Origin of the sequence: Pelodictyon luteolum DSM 273, from assembly GCF_000012485.1 — a bacterium.
Classification (GTDB): domain Bacteria; phylum Bacteroidota; class Chlorobiia; order Chlorobiales; family Chlorobiaceae; genus Chlorobium; species Chlorobium luteolum.
In genome coordinates this window covers 380,419-400,703 of sequence record NC_007512.1, presented here as the reverse complement: position 1 = coordinate 400,703, position 20,285 = coordinate 380,419, and the positions used below count along the sequence as shown (strand labels likewise).

Here is a 20,285-nt window from a genome sequence, read left to right as displayed (position 1 = left end):
CATTTAACCCTAAATCACGCATCTTCAGCGACAACTTCACCAAGCTGTGCCAGCAGCTGATGGTGCTTGCGGAACATACCCCAGCGTCCCGCCTCGGCCAGCTGCTCGCTGAGCGCACGGCGCCCGGCCGACGGAAGCACTTCGCGTCCGCCGTCCAGAGCACCCTCCCGGGAGAACGGGTGAAGAGACCGGTGCCCCGCGGCGCCCTGAGGGCGGCCCTCGCCATCTTTCGAGCCATCCTTTGCGTCGTCTTTTGGCGTCAATCCATCTCTGGCGTTAAGCTCGAACGATGCCTCGGCCTCGTTTCCGGCCTCATCAAGAATCTTGACAACAACCCGCAAGGAGCCTTCGGCACCAGGCTTCACCCTGAACGTTGCGCTTTCAGAATCGAACGTAACCCACTTCGGCAGGGGCAGACCACCAGCCTGCATGGCCCGATAGGTGACCTTCGCCGAAGCATCCGCCTTGCCGAAAGCATTCTCGGGAACCCGGAATATCAGACCCATCACCGGATCAACAGAGATGTTGCCGATTCCCTTATCGACAAACAAAACCTCACCGACAGCTCTGCCCACGGATGCAGCACCCTCTGCAGCACCGGTAGCTTTGGTGAGCGAAGCGCCCTTAACGTTCTGCCCGTCATCAATCCCGGCAACCGAATTTTTAACTGGCAGGGAAACCGTTTCAGAGGGGGCAACTGTTGACGAAGCCGCGGACAGCAAAGGCTCCGGAACAGTCGCAGGAGGAACGGAGCTGCCGGTTGCTGAGGGCACCACAAATGGATCTGTAGAAACATCCACCCCCTGAACGACAATACCCTGCACCACCGTGGAAAGCATCGACGATGCCGGCGAGGCATCAGTTCCCGAATCAGGCTGCACCAGCACCAATGAATTAAGAACGCTTGGCACCAGATCCGGAGCAAGGTTGTCTGAACTTGTTTTTGCTTTTGCTGCATCGGCAAGCGGCACGAATTCCGCAGCCCCCGTGAGGTTGACCACATACTCCCTCTTACTCGGAGCGGACAGGCCATCAGTAACCGTAAAGATAAATCGATCGGCCGCCATCTGCCCATCGTCGAGAGCCTCGACCGCCAGTGCGTCGCGCTTATAGAGAAAAGCTCCACTCGCGGTCGCTACCTGAAGCGTACCGTATCTTCCGGACTGAGCCACCATCCCCCCGCTTGGTAAAGATCCCGAAATTCCGTAAGTAAGCATCGAAACGCTGTCACGATCGGTCCCCTTGAGAGTACCGAAAAGTCCGGATTCGAGAACCGTCGTATCGGAAGGATTCTCAACGATGCTGCCATACGTCACTGATGCAAGCTCCGGCAGGTCGTTCGTGCCGTTGATAGTTATCGTCACATCCTGTGAAGCTGAACCGCCCTTATCGTCGGCAACACGCACCGTGTATACAACCGTCACCGTTTCGCCGGCAGCGAGGAAATCAAGAGTGGATTCCTGCATACTGTACTCCCATCCAACCGAGCCGCCGTTCGCGTTGGCTGACGATGGCGTCATCGCAAAGCCATACACCGACTCCCCACTGGCGAATGCCGTAAGCTCATTATAGCGGCCGACGCTCATCGCATCGGTCACATCCTCTCCCGCAGCGCTCTCCCACTTGAGCGACTTCAGCGCTTTGCTCACCGATGGACGGTCCGAGAGGTCCACATCGGAAAAAGCAATCGAACCCGTCTCTGTCAAGTCACCCGAGCCCTCGGTAATGGCGCCGGTTACGGTTGCTGCTGTGATCTCTGGTGCGTCGTTCGTGCCGGTCACCGTAACAACGACGATTGATGTCGCCGAAGGCGATGCCTCCAGCGATCCCGCACCGCTGTTGTCCGTCGCCTTGAGGGTATAGGTCAGCACCAGCGTCTCGCCATCACGGAGAAAGTCGAACGCCGCGCTGCCGGAACTGCCAGAGGTGAATGTCCAGCCGAACTCCGTTCCTGCCGATGCGTCAGCTCCGAGTGCGCTGATGCTTCCCGACTGGACCGATACCCCGAGCATCGCCTTCAGCTCGTCATTGGTGAGGGGCACCGTACCCTCGAATGTTCCGCCTCTTGATACCGACTCAACCGCTATATCCACCGTGTCAGCGGTATCAAGGTCCATCACCGCCATCGTCCCCGATGCTGTCAAGGCGGCATCGGTTTCGGTAAGTGCAGACGTATCATTGCCGTTCGTAATCACCGGGGTGTCATTCGTACCGGTAATGGTGATGGTCACCGTTTCGCTGTCGGAGAGCGCCGTACCGTTGTCGTCCGTCGCGCTTACCGTGTAGGTCAGCACCAGCGTCTCACCGTTCTGAAGGTAGTCGAACGTCCCGGTGCCCGAGTCGAAAGACCAGCCGAGCGTGCTGCTTGTGTGCAATCCGTCGATAATGGTGCCGGGCGTCACCGTGAACATCCCGAGCAGCGCGGCGTCGCCCGGGGCAGCGCTATCGGAGCGGTTCGAAGTGCCCCCGACCGAGAGCGTCCGCGTGGCCGTTACCACGTCCGTCACGTCGACATCCGATACCGTGAGCGAACCGCTCGTCGACAGCCCGGCGTCTATTTCAGAAAGCGATGCCGTGTCAGGCCCTGCCGTTATCACCGGAGCGTCGTTCGTTCCGGTGAGGGTCACCTCCACCGTCCGCGTCACGCTCCCGCCATGAGCATCCTGCACGGCAAAGGTGAACGATTCAACTTTTGTCTCTCCTGCAGCAAGGTACTCTACCGCAGAGGCTGCAACGCTGTAGTTCCAGGTCATACTGCCACCGGTACCGATGCCCGTCGTATCGACCGTCTTCGTCACCGTAAGCGCACCAATCGCACCGCCTGAAGCCGTCACTGCGCCGAGGCTGTGAGTGTCGGAGAGATCGGTGTCCGTAAAGCCTATCGTGCCGGAGTCCGTCAGGTTGCCATCTGCTGTAACCAGCTCAGTCACGCCGCCGCTCACATCAGTGGCATCGACCACCGGAGTATCGTTGGTTCCGGTTATGGTGATGACGACCGCCTGGTCAACGACAGAGGACTGACTGTCGGTAGCGCGCAGAGTATAGGTCAGCTTCAGCGTTTCTCCCTCGGCGAGGTAATTGAACGCTTCTGATCCGCTGTTGAATACCCAGTGAATCGTACCGCCTGTCGCCCCGCTGGCTATGACTGCCCCGTCATCGACCGAGAGCATCGCCTTGAACGCAGTATTTGAAATGCCGTTCGTAATGCCCTCCGTCGATACGGCATAGACACTCGGCGTCACCGTATCGGTCGCATCCTTGTCCGACAGCGTCAGGGTTCCGCTTTTCGAAAGACCGGCATTGGACTCACTCAGGCCTTCTGAAGCACTGTCACTGCCACCAAGACTGATCGACGGCGAATCGTTCGCCCCCGTGATGCGCACCATCACATCCTGCGTTGCCGTCCCTCCGTGCTGGTCGTTCACCGTAATGGTGAAGACCGCCGTCACCTTCTCACCGGCCCCGAGGAAGTCAAGTGTGCTCTCGGCAATCACATACCCCCAGTTCACCGTGCCGTTATTGGTGTTGCCGTCGGCGTTCGTCACACTGAACCCTGCGGCAAGCGCGGACTCCTGCGCAGCACTCAACACCAGCGCAGTCGTGCCGCCGGACTTCACTGCACTAATGGAACTCTTTGCCCCCGTCGCCACCGGTCGATCACTCAAGTCAACATCCGTGAAGGTCACCGACCCCGAATCCAAAAGCGTGGAGGCCTCGGTGATGCTGGCGTCGACATCAACAACCGTTATCAACGGGACATCGTCAGCACCAGTAAGGTTTACCGTATAAGTCTGCCTCACAAGGACGCCGTCGCCATCCGTAACTGTCAGTGTGAACACATCGCTGACAGATTCTGATGCGGCAAGGGCTTCTACACTTGCGGCATTCCTATCGTATTGATAAGCTCCGCTGGATCGGTTGAGGCTTAAGGTGCCATAGGTTCCCGTTTTCGTGACGATTCCTGCATAAGTCCCTGTCAGCTCAATACCACCGTCAATACCGTAGGTCAGTATCTCAGTATCAACATCAGAACCGCTGAGCGTTCCCGTCAGACCGGTTTCAGTAACGGCTGTGGCGAGGCCTGTTTCCGTTATGCTCCCCGATGTCGCCGCCGAAAGCGTCGGAGCGTCGTCGTGACCAGTTACCGAAACCGTGTAGGTCTTCGATGATACTGCCCCGGCGCTGTCGGTCACGACGACGGTGAAGCTGTCGCTTCCACTTTCACCGTCGTCGAGCGCTTCAATAGCGGAAGCATTCTTCGCGTATGCATACACGCCGGTAGAGGTATCGAGGGTCAGGGTTCCGTAGGTGCCGGCCTTCGAGACGACTCCGTCCGATGCAGCTATCGCATTGCCACTGCCGTCGTTGATCCCGTAGGTCTTCGAATCACCACCATCAACATCAGCAGCAGTCAGAGTACCACTGAGATTCTGATCTGCCGTGGCGGAGGACTGAACTGTTTCGGTAATGCTTCCCGCCGTTACGGCCTGGAGAACCGGCGCGTCGTTCGTGCCGGTGATGGTGATCGTGACGGCCTGGTCGACATAGGCTCCCTGGTCGTCCGTGACCCGGGCCGTGTAGGTTTGGGTTGCACTCTCGCCTTCTTTCAGGGCCTGTGTTGCCATGAGGGTGTTGTCCAGCGTGTAGGTCCAGACGCCTGTCGAACTGTTGATCGCCATCGTGCCGTAGGTCTCGCTCGGGGTACCCTGCAGGCTCCAGATTTTGGTTGCGCCGGTGTCCACATCACTTGCCGCCAGCGTTCCAGTGGCTGTAGCGGTGCCCGCAACGACAGTGCCGTTGTCCTGATGACCGGCTTCAACGACTGCTCCTGCATGCGCTGCTGCTAAGCTCGTTACCGTCGGCACGTCGTTCGTGCCTGTTATGGTGATCGTGACGGTCTGGTCGACATAGGCTCCCTGGTCGTCCGTGACCCGGGCGGTGTAGGCCTCGGTCACCGTATCGCCTTCTTTCAGGGCTTGTGTGGCTGTGAGCTCGTTATTGAGCGTGTATGACCATACTCCCGTTGATGCGTTGATGGCCATCGTGCCGTACGTCGTACTCGAAGTACCCTGCAGGCTCCATGCCTTTGTTGCACCAGCATCAACGTCACTCGATGTCAGGGTGCCGGTAGCGGTAGCCGTGCCGGCCACTGCGGCGCCATCGTCGGCGTGGCCGGATTCGGTGACGGCGCCGGCTTTTGCTGTATCAGCATTCGTTACCGTCGGTACGTCGTTCGTGCCGGTGATGGTTACCGTTGCCGTCTGCGCAACCGAACCGCCCGATCCGTCGGCAATGGTATAACTGGCAACAATAGTGCGACCCACACCGGCGGCAAGATCATCAAAGGCAGCGGCCGCTTGATCGACCCTCAGGGTGACGCCGCTGAGGCTGAAACCAGCCGGGACATCGCTACCACTGTTGCCCGTCGAGACACCTCCGACCGCATAGGTCACGTCCGTAATGCTCAAAGTGGAATCGTCAACATCACTGGCGTTAGCAAGCAGGTTGAAAGTAATGGATGACGCGCCCTCGCTCGCACTGCCGGTGATTGAACTGCTGACCGTCGGCCTGTCATTCGTACCATCAACTCTGATCGTCAGAGCCTGATCAACCGTACCGCCCGACCCATCCGAAACCCTCACAACAAAGAGATCATCCACGCTCTCCGATTCATCCAGCGCCTGGACTGTGGCGTTCGTATTGTCTATCACATAGCTGTACGATCCATCCGCCCCCACCGTCATCGTTCCGTACAGACCGGTCACCGCAAGGCCGTTTGATGATGTCGTGCTGGCCGTCACGCCTGCAAAAGAACCCGCTGAGGCCTTCGCCTGCGTGACCGTGAAGATGCTGTTATCCAGATCGCTGACGCCTGCAAAGAGAGCATTTGCAGCGGCCGTCGCATTGCTTCCGGCCACAGCATTCCCGCTGCTGTCAACACCTGCCTCAATCCCGCCAGTGTTCGTGATGCCACCCGATGAGACCGGAACATCATTGACCGCCGTGATGCCGAGGCTCAGGCTTTTACTGAACGATACGGACAGGGCTGGTGCACTGTACTCAACCAGATAGCCCTTTGAAGCATAATCCCCACCACCACCACCATCCGGCAGATCGTTCCATTTCCCCGCAGGAGAAGTCCAGTCCATAATGTGGGCATAGTCTTCATTTCCACCCGAATTGTTCGGTTCTCCACTGCTCCAGTTTGTCCAGGAAAGGGTTTCACCGGTTTCGGGGCCGGTCATCCATTTCCATATCCCCTCCGAATCTTTATCTGATGCGCCGATCCAGGTCGTACCTGAAACCTTACTGAGAACAAAAGTGCTTTCTGCTTCGCTGGTGATCGTCGCCAGATAACCTGTCAGGCCGTTAAGGGTCTTCAAAGCCGCAGCATCCCGGGATGCAGTCCAGCTAATCCCGGGGATTGCAACATACTCGTAGAAATGCAGCGTATCGTCAATGACCGTACCTACAGCACTTCCCAGTGTGATGTCAATTCCCCTCGATGCCGTTGAGGGATTATCGCTGCTGTTAGAGTACTGTATGCTCCGCAATGCGGCCTGATAGTCGGCAACACCAGCTGATCCCGAGAGCGTCAGGATCCCTTTGGCAGCATCATATGCCATCGTTATCGTGCCATTGGTACCTGCATAACTTCCGCCACTGCCCGACCAACTCACATTCGTTCCCGATGCCGAAAGCGTATCCTCTGTTCCGAAGAAATTACTGGAGATGAATACTTTCGCGCCATCCAGTGTCGTTGAATCCACATCAGTGATTGTCAACCCGCTATCGATATGGAAACCCGTCGCGTTTTCCGTATAGGTGGAGGGACTGTGTGAGAAGGCCAGCACGGAAGAGTCATCTACTGCCGTCACATTCACAACAGCTGACTGTGCTCCTGTCGTGCCGCCATCGCCATCCGTTACCGTAATGCTCAGCGTCCGGATCGCTGTCGGGGTATCGTCGTTGTTGTAGAATGTCAGCGACTGCAGAAGAGCGTCAACATTCGTCGGCATGGCGCTGCTGTTGAAGGTGATGACAAGGTTCTCGCCCGAACCGGTCGCTCCCGCCACCGTCCCGATCGTTCCGATTGTCGTCCAGCCAGATCCATCCGAGACCTGAACATTGTTGCCGTCGCGCTGTATGGCACCGTTGCTATGGGCCACTCCGGTGGCGATCGACACCACATCCTCGCTGTCCAGCCCGCTCACCATCAGCGTGCCGCCATCCAGATTCACGGAATCCACATCACCAAAAACCACAGAACTGTCTATAAATGCAGCAGAGGCATTTTCCAGAACAGTCTTACCTTCAAGACCCGTCAATGTCGGCGCGTCGTTCGTGCCGGTGATGGTTATCGTGACGGTCTGGTCGACATAGGCTCCCTTGTCGTCCGTCACCCGGGCCGTGTAGGTTTGGGTTGCACTCTCACCTTCTTTCAGGGCCTGTGTTGCCGTGAGGGTATTGTCCAGCGTGTAGGTCCATACTCCACTTGTAGCATCAAGCACCATCGTGCCGTATGTGGTACTCGGGGTGCCCTGCAGGCTCCAGGTGGCGGTGGCACTGGCATCAACATCACTCGAGCTCAGCGTACCGGAAGCGGTGGCCGTGCCGGCCTCTGCGGTGCCATCGTCGGCATTGCCGGATTCGGTGACGGCGCCGGCTTTGGCTGTATCAGCGTTCGTCACCGTCGGTACGTCGTTCGTGCCGGTGATGGTTACCGTGAGGGTCTGATCGACATAGGCTCCCTTGTCGTCCGTCACCCGGGCCGTGTAGGTTTGGGTTGCACTCTCACCTTCTTTCAGGGCCTGTGTTGCCGTGAGGGTATTGTCCAGCGTGTAGGTCCATACTCCACTTGTAGCATCAAGCACCATCGTGCCGTATGTGGTACTCGGGGTGCCCTGCAGGCTCCAGGTGGCGGTGGCACTGGCATCAACATCACTCGAGCTCAGCGTACCGGAAGCGGTGGCCGTGCCGGCCTCTGCGGTGCCATCGTCGGCATTGCCGGATTCGGTGACGGCGCCGGCTTTGGCTGTATCAGCGTTCGTTACCGTCGGTACGTCGTTCGTGCCGGTGATGGTTACCGTGGCCGTCTGCGTAACTGCACCGCCCGATCCGTCGGCAATGGTATAACTGGCAACAATAGTGCGACCCACACCGGCGGCAAGATCATCAAAAGCAGCGGCCGCTGGATCGACCGTCAGGGTGACGCCGCTGAGGCTGAAACCGGCTGGGACATCGCTACCACTGTTGCCCGTCGAGACACCTCCGACCGCATAGGTCACGTCCGTAATGCTCAAAGTGGAATCGTCAACATCACTGGCGTTAGCAAGCAGGTTGAAAGTAATGGATGACGCGCCCTCGCTCGCACTGCGGGTGATTGAACTGCTGACCGTCGGAGCATCGTTGACACCTGCAACCGTAATAGTTGATGTAACGGGCGAAGAACCAAGAGCAGCGTCGTTCACCACCCAGCTGATGGTTCGATTTCCGATATTCGGATTGTTGGTATTGGTATTCTGATAGGTGATGGACTCCAGCGCTGCTTTGTACTGCGCTATTGTGGCGCTGCCGGTCAGAGTCAAGACTCCGGTGCTGCCATTCCAGCTGCCGGTGATGCCGTTCTGACTGGTACATGCCAGAACATCCTCAGTGCTGACATACCCTCCGGAGATGGTGACTGTTGCAGATGCAATAGTGGTGTCGTCCGCGTCGGAGAGCGCCAGAGATGCGTCAATAACGGCAGGTGAACTCCCTTCAGTAAACGCCAGAGTATTGCCTGCGCCAGCAAGAGCAGGCGCATCATTGACGGGAGTAATGGTAATGGTACTGGTGGCGACGCTGCTGTCAGCCGCGCCGTCATTGACCTGCCAGCTCAAGGTTCTTGTCGGGCTGTTCAGCGTCGGGTTATCGCTTGAAGAGGCATAGGTAACCGCACGCAATGCATTTTGATACTGCTCGACGGTAGCACTTCCGCTTAAGGACAACACCCCCGTTGAGCTCACAAATGAGGCCGTTATGCTCCCGTATAACCCAGTATTGTTATTGGTAAAGGAAAGAGAGTCAGAGGCGTTTTCGTAATTCCCTGAAATGGTGACTGTCGCTGAAGCCAGACTACCATGTTCATTATCTCGAAGAATGACATTTTCCAGTGCGTTGACTTGTGCATTTTCAGTATAGAGAATGACATTGGAGGTCTCTCCCCCGAGGCGTATTTCAGCAACCTGAATATAACTGTCACCACCACCACCAGCACTTTGATCAAATGCCAACCTGTAGTAACGGTAGCTTGTACTGTTAGAAAATGAAACCGTCGGGTAATCGGTATATCTCTCTGCAGGAGGCGTAAGAGCAGCTGCTGCTATTTGAGTGAAACTTGCGTTATCAGTCGACCCATAGAGGATAAAGTGCGCAGGGTCTCTGTTGGTCGCATCATTTGCCGTGGTCAGTCCGAGCGAAGTGACCACATAGTTTGCGCCAGCATCAACGGTCACGCTGCTGCCGACACCGCTGAAGTTGAGATATTTTGTATTGACATTGTCATCGAACGCATATTTCACAACTTCTGTCTCAGGCGATGAACCTACAACACTATATGCGGTATCAGGCAATCCTGTGGTTATATCCGCTGTTGATACATATGTGGTTATTGTTGGCGTATCATTGACAGCTGTGATGCTGACCGTAAAAGTACTCTCTGCAGTCTGCCCGTCGGCCGTCGCGCGGATCTTGAACGATTCGGAAACATTGTTCGTCAATGCATTGATGGCACCGTTATCAGGGACAAAAGCATAGTCCCCGTCTGTCTGGATATACAGGTCACCGTACGCCCCATTCTGTACGAAGTTATATCCTTCACTGTCCACGGCCCCACTGGGAACGGTTGTAGAGTCAACTAACGAAAATACAATAGAGTCTCCCTCGGCATCGGTGGCACCGAAACGGCCTTTTTCAATAGAAAAGGTATCGTAAGACGCTGTTTCCGTTATACTTAAAGTCTGAGCCGCCAGTACCGGGGCATCGTTGACCGCATGCACCGTCACAGTGGCCGCAACATTCAGGCTTGCCGTATCACTACCGCCGCCGGCCGAACCACCGCTGTCTTTCAGCGAAGTGATCGTAACGGTTCGGGTCGCGCCTGTTGAGGGCGCCTGACTGCTGTTGCTGTAGGTGATGCCGTTGATTAGTGTCTCGGTGGCGGAGGCACTGATTCCTTCGGCCTTGCTCAGGGTCACGGTGGCCGTGCCGCTGCTCACGCTGACGGAATACCCCAATCCGTTCGTTGCCGTGGTTCCGCTCGCGCCATTGGTGAGCGCTACGGCGGAGCTGTCTATCCCGAGGCTTTCGGTTGCGTCCGACACATTGCTGACGGTCAGCGTCATGGCCGTAATGGTTTCACCCGTCTCGACCGTGCTTACATTCACCCCGCTGAACAGGGAAACCGGCGAAGCGTCTTCGGTGTAGTTCACCGAGAGACCCGCCGTTACCGGACGCGTTGTCCAGGTGGTCGTATTGTATGCCGTACCGTTGAACCTGCTTGAGGTTGCATCGGCAAGAGTCGTCCCGCTGCCTTCATCAAGGTTCCACAAGGCAACGAGACCTGCCTCGCTGCCCTGAAGCTCCGCATTCATGTTGTTGCGGATTTCATCGGCGGTGCGCACGTCGTTCCAGATCCTGAAATCAGCGATGGATCCGTTCAGGTAATAGGTGTTATCCGCCCTTCTTCCAAGGTAATATCCTGTTTCTGTGGCCAGCAGGGCGGAATCGGCAGCCGCGTTATTGTCAACAGCCGAAACTTCCACTCCATTGATGTAGATGTGCGCCGTATCGGCACCAGCGTCATAAGTGGCGGCGATATGCGTCCATGTATCAACCACCAGAACACTGCCCGTATCGATATAAGCGCCGTTGGTCGGGATGAAACGCAGGGCGCTGCCGCTCGTATGCAGTTCCATCTGCTCAGTCCCCTTGCCGCTGATGAACTGCACCCCGTCCAGATCATCGAACTTCACCCAGGTCTCGAGGGTGAAGGCAGTGGAGATGTTGGCATCGATGTCGGGAAACAGTGCATAGTCATCTGTCCCGTCAAATACCAGCGCCGGATCAGCCTCGTTGGTAACCTTCGGCGCATCGTTCAGGGCGGCCACCGTCACCGCCTGAGTGGCGCTCGTCGCCGCACTGTGCATGTCGGTCGCAGTGAAGGTCACCGTGCGACTCGCGGTTCCGGGCGTGTCGCTGGAATTGTTGAACTGTATTGCACGAGCGGTAGCCTGCACCAGGGCGTTCGTGGCGGTGGCATTGAATGTGAAGGTCCAGGCCGTATCACCGCTAGCTAAAAAGGAGGATGCCGTACCGATTGCCGTACTACCGTACTTGAGGGTCTTATTATTGACCACATCCAGCCATATTCCGTAACCTTCCGGGGCATTGTTCGGCAGCACCAGGCTGTCCGCAGCCTCGCTGTTCGAAGTCACCTGTACCTTCAGGGTGCCTTCAGTCCACTCCCCGTCACCTTCTGCATCGCTGAGGGTAATGGCGGAAGCGACCGCTATGGGCGTCTGCTCGGTGAACGCCGTTGTGCCGCCGGCCGTAATGCCCGGAGCGTCGTTCACCGGCGTCACGGCAATTACCGCCTGCAGGCTCGAGCTCAGCGTCCCGTCGGTCACGCTGACCCCCAACGCACGAGATGCCGTGCTGTCCTGAGCGGCAGTGTAGGTAATCTTGCCAGCCGATCCGAAATAGGTATTCAAGTCTGCAGCACTGCCGGCGAATGTCCTCGCGGTTCCGCTGCCCCCGATGGTGATGCCGGTTCCGGCGGAACCTGCAATCGTCCCATCGGCGACACTAAGCGTAACGGTCAGCGTGTCCCCATCGATATCAGCGAATGGTGTGCCGGTAAAGGTGAGATTGCCGGCAACATCTTCGGTCACGGTGAATGAGGGCACGACGCCGGCGCTCGAAACCACGCGCGCATTGTTGTAATCCGCCCAGATGAATGCCCCCGTAAGCGGGTTCCTCGTCAAATAGGTCGCATTGCCGATTTCAGCAGTATCGCCCTGAGCGGGCGTCTGCATGGTCCAGCTACCGCCCCCTTCGACGGAACTGTTGTCGTAGACGAAACTGCCGTCGATGAGGCTGTAGACCCTATAGCCGGCATTAATGCTCATCACATACAGATACTGGCCGTCAGAAGCCGCACCATGGCTGTCAATCGGAAACTCAACAGCATCAAGGATCGTAATATCCTGAACATGCGTAAGAGTCAGTCCATCGGCAGACACTGAGTACAAACGGACAAGGGTATCATAGTTTTCGTCCTGCTGACCCAGCACCCCGATCCGGCCATCGGGGGTGGTGAAGAGGTTACCATTCATCCACCCATCACCAATCAACAGGGGATGGTCCCCGGGAACGGTTACGCTGGAAACTGCTGCCGTTGGCCAGTTGGAAGTGGCAATGCGATAAAGGGCATTGTTAGAAGCAGAATTAACATTATAACTCCTGAAGTATATGGCCCCGTCAAGGTAGACCATCTGGTTCCAGCCCACAGGAAGCTCCGCAACTACGCGGGTATCAACCATTGTCCCCTCCATGGTGAAGCGGACGATAGTTAAAGAAGACACGCCGTTATCGTCAGCGATGTACATATAGGTGCCATCGGTGGCAATACCACGAATGGCGAGATCTGATACGGCAGTCCCGGCTGCATTTTTCAGGGCGATGCCTGTCGAGCTTGCCTGCTGGATAAGATCGGAATCGGAAGAGATGAGCGGAACATCGTTCATTCCATTCACGGTAAACACCAGTTCTGCCGTATCGGTCAGGCCCCCGTCAGAAACCGAATAGGTAAAAGTATCCGTTGCTGAAGATCCGGCGGCAAGAGCATCTGCTGCGTTCTGGTCGGCGCTGTATGAATACGAACCGTCCGCGTTGATGGTCAAGGTCCCGTAGGTACCGGCAAGCGATTGGCCCACTGTACCCGATGTACCGGAACCGGCCTCCGTCCCGGTCCTGATGGCACTCACCGAGAGCTGGTTCACGAGCGTGGGGGAACCGGCCAGTGTCAGATCATAGCCGCCGCTCTCCGACGTCACGGTTCCGTCCTGGGCCCCTGACATGTCCCAGTGAGCCGTCCGGGTGGTTGTGCCGTCACCGGCAGTGATACTCACGCCATAATAGGTGCCGCTGAACACCTGGGAGGTGCTCCAGCCGCCGCCGACGCTGTCCTGCTCCTGACCCAGAACCAGCACGCCGTCAGAACCAAGCGAAGAGTTGGTAAAATGGGTCGTCAAGCATTTCTGGACGCCGTCCAGGTAAAAAGCGGTTGCCCCGGTGGCGCTTATCCAGGTAAAACGCAGAGTATGGACATTGCCGTCCAGAAGTTCCGCGCTGGTTATGCCGGAATCGTTTAAAGCGGTATTACCGAACCACCAGTCCAGCTTCCCGGAATTCGAGTAATTCGCGTCGAAGAGCAGTTCATTATAACTGCTGCCCGCAGCATAAGAGAATATGGGCGCGTCGCCGCTACTGTCGGTGCTGGAGAATATTATCGATATATCAAGTGATGTTGCTCCGCCGAGCAGCGTCGTCCCCGCAGGTCTTTCGTCAAAAACCAGCCCCTGATTGGTGGTAGAGCCGTTGTTGACCGTTATCCCCGTGGTCTGGAAATCCCGGTCCGTATCGTTCAGGAAAACATTGCCGGTACCCGTTGCGTCCTCACTGACGGCTGCCGAATCAGCACCCGCGACCGGCGCGTCGTTGGTGGCGGCGACGCTCACCAACTTGGTTACGACCACCGAACCGACCGATCCGTCATTCACCACGAACGAAACCGTCCTGGTGCTTTCGGTCGGCGTCTCACTCGTGTTGCGGTAGGTCACCGCACGCAGGGCCGCCTGCATCTGCGCAGCAGTAACCCCTCCTGAGGAACTCAAGGTCAGTACGCCCGTGGCCGAGTCGTAACTGCCCGTCAGGTCTCCCATCGTCGAACTGTCGTTCGCGAATGCCAATATATCTTCACCACTCTTGAAATTACCCGTGATCGACACCGTAGCACCGGTCAGTATTTCGCCCGAGCGGGCGGAGACCGTAATACTTTCATCGATCTTTTTCGCATCCCCTGAAGCCGAAGCCGAAGCTGACTCCGTAAAGGCCGTCGTCCCGGCGCTTGCCGTTACCGCAGGGGCGTTGACACCGAGGGTAACGAGACTTAAACTTCCGAGACCTGCCAGCGTCACGGTATTGGCTGTCGCGTCCACCGTACCGCCAATGAACGTCCAGGTCGAACCGCTGTCTGTTGAGGTGTACAGCTTGAGGTCACTTTCGTTCAGGCCGTTCAGTTCCTGATCGTCGTAGTGGAATACGAGAGTGGCGTTCAGGCCTGTATTGGTGATCGGGGTAAGGGTATAGGAGCGTTTGAGGGTGACTGGTTCGGTATCTGCAACATGGGTGCGGGTGATGATGGTGCTCCCCATATCGGCTACGGTAGTGATCTCGGCCCCAAGACCGGCAACATCCACTCCGCTGATGTTGCTGAGGGTGCGGGTTGTGGTGATGCTTCCGGAAGTACCGTAAGCTCTTCCGCCGTCTTCGACCAGCATGGCGCTGCCGCCGAGGGTGATGACCTGCCCGTTGAGATCGAGGTCGTTCTCCAGGATCAGGGAACCGTTGACCGTAAGGTTTGCCGAGAGGGTGAATGTGGCCCCGGTTCCGAGCAGGAAATTGTTGACGGTTGCAGCGGAACTCAGCGTCGGGCTTGAGCTGCCTGCATAGGAATAGATACCGACATTGTCCGTGGAAACGGGAACGCTGCCGAGACTCCAGTTCGTTGCCATCGCCCAGGCGGTCGAAGAGGTGTTCAGCCAGGTGTTGAATGCCACGGAAGCCACCCAGTCGGTCGCCGCATCCATATTGGTCAGGGTGCCGTCGTGCCGGCCGCCCGAGAAGTCCTGCAGGGTGGTGCCGGAGGTGTTGTCGAAGTTGTAATAGGCTGCCAGCCCGCTTTCGTTGCCGGTGAGGCTGCGCATCATTGTATCGCGCAGCTCGGAGGCGCTGAGAGCCTTGTCCCATAGGCGGAACTCGTCGATCCGACCATTGAAAAACTGAGCGATGTTGTTATTGTCCGTCCTCGAGGCGCCTATGTAGAAATAGTCGAGCTGCATCGGGTTCTCGCCGAGCGTGAACATACCGGCGGATACCCCGTCAATATAGAGCGTGTGGACGGAGCCGGACTTCACCGCCGTGACATTGTGCCACCGCCCGTCGTCCACCCTTACCGTAGAGGTCACCAACCCTTGAGTATCGGGATATATCGTTCTGACGATGAAGGTGAGGGTCCCGTCGCTGTTGACGCGCAGGTCGAGGTATTTTTCGTCGGCGGTGTTCTCGCGGGCATAGAAGATGCTCTGGTTCGAGGCCGTATCGGCAGGCTTCACCCAGGCGCTGATCGTGTAGTCGGAATCATAATTGCTGCCGTAGAAATCGGTGAAGGAACCGAGATTGACATAGTCATTCGTCCCGTCGAAATCCAGCGCGTTTTTCGGCCCGAACTGGGCGGCGGAGGTTACCCGGTCGGCATCATCCATATGGAGCAATGTGCCGTCGGCGCCCCCTCTGGCATCATATAACAATGTTCCGGAGCTCTCATTGAAGCGGTAGTACGCTACAAGGTCGCCGCCACTGACAACCATATCCGGCAGTTCCCGGTACATGTACTCGCGGATTTCGGCTTCGCTGCGGGCGGTGTCCCAGATTTGAAACTCATCGATCTGACCATCAAAGTATCGATCATTGCCGTTAAAAGCGCGACCGATGGTGAAGCCATCTTTTGGCGTAAATGCAGCAACGCCTGTCTTTTCCCCTACCAGTAGGCCATTGACATAGACTTTGATATAGTTGTCTGCAGTCGTAGCGTCGGCACTGACAACCATTGATACATGCGACCAATCATTCGCAGGGATCAGGGAAGTGTCTATCCTGACCGAAGACCAAACCTGTTCAACTCCCGTGCCAATGGTGAACACTATTCCGGCACCTTCTGGTTCAGCACTATTATATTGCCCAAAATTAATGCCGGCCGTGCCGCCGCTTTCCAAAGAGTCATAATGATCCCCGGCAATCCCTCTGTAGTTTGTCCATACGCCATCCGGGTTGACCCAGGCAGAGATTGTGAACGTGTTGCCGAGCGTCGTTTGATTAATTCCCAGATCGACATAGTCATCCACTCCGTCAAAATCCAGCGCCTGATTGCCATCCAGTATGCTCACGAGGACTTCTCTCGGGGCTGAGGTCAGCGAACCGTCGCTAACCTCATAGAAAAAGGTGTCGATGCCGGTAGCAGCAGCATTCGGCGTATAGGTGAACGCGCCCGCAGCAGCATCAGTCCATGTCAGCGTACCTTTCAATGGAGCACGGGTCGTGCTGAAGGTAAGGGTACCGGAAGTATCAACATCATAGGCAGGAAGGATCCCTGTCCCCTGATCGGTCACCAGGGTATCGATGTAGTAGTTTGTGACGAACTGCGGGTTGCCGGAAAGAGTGCCGGTATAGGTCCCGTTGGAGCTCTTTATGGTCGATGACCCCTGTTCATCGAGGCGGAAGTTGGCAACGAGGTTTGCGGTAGTGCTGGCCAGGCGTGAGGACATTGCAGCTGCTATTTCCGCTGCCGAACGGGCGACATTCCATATGCGCACATCATCAATCATCCCCTTGAATTCACTGACAACGGCACCGTCATTTTGGTATTCCGCACCTATTATGAGAGGGGTACTGTCTCCTCCTACTGGATTTGAGCTATAGGAAATTGCCTCCCCCAACTTGACACCATCAACCAGAAAAGTAAGCGTCTTGTTCGCAGCATCCCTTACGAAGGAATAATGATGCCACTCTCCGGCATTGACAGACGCCGCAATGGTTGAGGTCAGCGTAACATTCGTGCCTGTAGCATACTCCCAGAAAACATTCAGGGTCTTGTCGGTGTTGATCCTGAACAGGTATAGGATATTGTTCGAACTCTGGCTGTTGTCAATATTGCCTAACCCCTGCAGAACCAGAGTACTTGGTGCGGAATTATGGTCCAGAGACTCGAAGTTTGCCCAGGTTTCTACCGTCAGGTCTCCGGTTATCTGCAGGGCGGCATTAGCGCCGGCGTTCACATAGTCATCTGTCCCGTCGAACACCAGCCCCATGCCGGTGGCTCGCTGCACGGGAGAAGCCGCGGTCGTTAAGGATACTCCACCGTAAAGCGTGCCGTCGAGACGATTCGGACTGGAATCGACCGCCACACTGCCGCCGGCGTCGTTGAAAGAGTAATAAGCGACAAGACCCGATTCCGAACCATTCAGCTCAGTATCCTTCGAAGCGGCGATTTCTGCTCCGGATAGGGCACGGGAATAGATGCGCAGGTCGTCGATTTTACCGTCGATAAAATTATGCGCCCCAGTACTGGTGGTAGAGGCCCCAATCGTCAAAGGGCCTGTCAAGGATTTATAGGCGTTATTTGTATACGAAACAGCATCCCCAAATTTATCCCCATCAATGTAAAAAGAAACCGTCCTGGCCACCGAATCCCTGACCATCGCATAATGATGCCAGTCCGATGTATTTACTGTGACAGATACAGTTGAATACGCATAGTAGTCCGATCCTCCACTGTCATACTCCCAATACGCCACCAACTTACTGCTGCCACCAGAAGTAGACACACCAAACATATAAAGGGTATTATCATCACCCTCGCCATTGCCTTGAATCGCCATGATATCCCAGCCGTCCAAGACATCGAACTTGGCCCATACCGCCACCGTAACATCGCCGGTAATCTCAAGTTCTGAATGATTCTCCACACGCAGATAATCATCCGTCCCGTCAAGCACCAGCGCACCGGCACGCTCCGACACGGGAGCACTTTCAGAGGTCCTGTCGGTAGAAACAAAGTTGGTCAAGGTTCCGTTGTTGGCTGAAGGACTCCGGTCATACGCCGTTGTTCCTGAGGGCTCTTCAAAGTCCCAGGACCCCACAAGCCCCTGTTCGGTGCCGGAAAGGCGGGTATAGAGGCTGGTGGTGATTTCGGTATCGGTACGGGCATCGCTCCAGATACGGACTTCATCGATAAGTCCATTGAAATAGGTGCCGGCGGGACGGCCCCCTATGGTAAGCGGTTCAGTCGTTGGCTCAGGCTGACCGGCAAAAGTGCTGGCAGCATAGGTCAAACTCTCACCCGCCTCGCTGGTAAGGATTACCTTGAGCGAAGTACTGCTCTTGATGAACGCCAGATGGCTCCACTGGTCCACAGGTGCATCAAGGCCGGTATCGACCCATGCCCAATCAAGTGAGGTGTCGTCGTCATTAAGCGCATAGTAAATGCTTCCATCTCCATGCCACGCTATTTCATAACTGTTTTCCTTATTAAGAATCATCCCCCCATCTGTACTGCTGGAACCGCTCCCCTGCGGCATAATCCAGGCCTCGATGGTGAATGAACCGGAAAGATCCAGGGCGCCGGAATCAGCTACGACAACCTTATCATCCACTCCGTCAAAATCAAGAGCCTGACCGGACCCTACAGCGGGCGCATTCATTGCGCCGACGGCCCATGAGGCGGCAACGCTGGACCCATCATAAACAGTCAGGGCGTTGGCATGCGAACTGCTGTCGGCCACCGTCGTACCGGAGCCTTCATTGAATTTCCAGTAAGCGAGGAGGTTATCGGTATGGCCGGTATAATTGGTGGCATCGGCAGTCAGGGAAATCGGGGAACCGCCATTGTACAGCGCCGATATCGTCGCCGCATTGAAAGCCTCGTTCCAGATGCCGACCTCGTCAACGCGTCCGTCGAAATAATAGCCGGTGGCTGGTCTGGCACCTATATTGATTACATCGTTGACCGGCGAGCTGTTTGATTCGCTGGTGCCATACAACGAGCCATTGACGTAGAGCTGGAGATTGCTGCCGGTAGCGACACCAACGATATGGTACCAGGTTCCAGCCGAAAATGTGCCCGAAGTTGTAGTGACCCCGTTTCCCCAGCTGCTTCCATCACCTGCAATAAAAAGCATCTTCCCATCCTGATAGGTCAAGAAACTCAGATGGTAATCCGCAGTTCCAGCAGAGAGGGGGTCGCCGTAATTCTTAAGGGACTCGGCATTCATCCAGAACGAAATGGTGAAGGTATTGCCGAGATTGACGGCCGACGCACTCCGGGCATAGTCGTTTCCCCCATCGAAGCTGAGCGCATAGTCGCCAAGGATCCCGCTATAGTCGTCCGACACAATCGCATCTGCATCAATCGTACCCACCTCATGTTCGAGTTCCCAGTCACCGCCGAGTGCTGCCGAGCCGGTATCATCAGTTGATGCGGCAACATCCGCTCCGGTGATTTGGCTGAAGCGCAGAACGAAATCACTGTCCTGACCGATGTCGCAGCCATAGAGCAGTATGTCTCCGTCGGCCGAGAGTGAACGCCCGATGGCGGTAAGCTGCGAAGCGTAGAAGTCTATGGTATCGGTGCTGAGTGTGTCGCTGCCGATCCTGAGGGAACCCGAAGTACCATGGCTGAGGATATGCACGGCATCGATATCCGTCCGGGTATTGAGGATTTCGGTGATCTGGGCGATACCGGAACTGCCGGCGTCAATCCGGTACACCTCAACCCTGTCAGGCAGGCCGGAGGCGAGGCTGTCGGCCTCAGGAACCGAGGCGTCGACGAACGCTATTTCATGGCGGGCATCAGCGCTGCCGTCTGCAGCGGGAACAATGTCAACAGGATGAACTTCGGCTGCAGCATCTAACGGGGAGGCAGCTGCATCAGCGCTGTCAGCCGTATCGTAAGCATCAGCTTGAGTTTCAGGGCTGTCCGTGGCCGCATCCTCGGCATCGGCCGTCGGCTCCACCTGCGCGCATTCAACAGTACCCGCATCGCTGTCGGCAGTAAGGGCTTCCTGAATGAGGTCGCCGGCAAGCACTGCAGCGGCAGCATCAAGGAGTATGCGAGGTTCAAGGGCAAGAAACATCCCTTTACCGCGCCTTTTGTTGTCAAGCGGACCGCTCATGAACAAAGGGGGAAACGGGAAAATTCAGACTACTGTAAAGTTAATATTAATATCACAAAACATATGCAAAGGCCGTAGCCCTCAATCCTCACATTTCCTCACATTTCTGACAATGAAGCCTCAATGACAGCGTGCCCGCGAACTCCATGAAACCAAACCCGCGGCGATAGCTTGCATCAACAGGACTCGGTAAAAGCCACCCTATGCCTGAATTGGAGGGAACAGGCTGTCGGT

General features: G+C 56.5%; 1 protein-coding gene. It reads right to left on the bottom strand.

The genetic code is table 11. From position 1 onward, the window contains the following. Positions 1–14: 14 nt before the first annotated feature. Positions 15–20,051: a LamG-like jellyroll fold domain-containing protein gene (locus PLUT_RS11640; protein ID WP_011357130.1), complete on the bottom strand. Its 20,037-nt coding sequence runs from the start codon at positions 20,049–20,051 to the stop codon at positions 15–17. Positions 20,052–20,285 lie beyond the last annotated feature (234 nt).